Origin of the sequence: Undibacterium sp. SXout20W, assembly GCF_049340285.1 — a bacterium.
Taxonomy (GTDB): Bacteria; Pseudomonadota; Gammaproteobacteria; order Burkholderiales; family Burkholderiaceae_D; genus Undibacterium.
On record NZ_JBMPPH010000139.1, the window covers coordinates 1 to 255 of the forward strand.

The 255-nt window shown below is 43.1% G+C and carries 1 protein-coding gene; it reads left to right on the top strand.

Going from position 1 to position 255, the window contains the following annotated elements; genetic code table 11:
- The coding region (locus ACO0K1_RS20360; RefSeq protein ID WP_423029038.1) for an IS30 family transposase at positions 1-255 on the top strand (255 nt) is incomplete at both ends.

Below are 255 nucleotides of genomic sequence, written 5' to 3' on the forward strand. Positions count from 1 at the left end.
GTCAGGCGATGATTGAATTGCTTGAACCTTATCGTAAAAAAGTACGCACCATCACCTCAGATAACGGACGAGAATTTGCCCAACATGAAACAATCGCCTCTGCCTTAAAAGCTGACTTTTATTTCGCTCATCCCTATGCATCTTGGGAGCGAGGAACGAACGAAAACACGAATGGATTGATTAGGCAATACTTTCCGAAGAACAGAGATTTCACCACGATTACACAACAGGAGATTGATCACGCCATGAATAGAC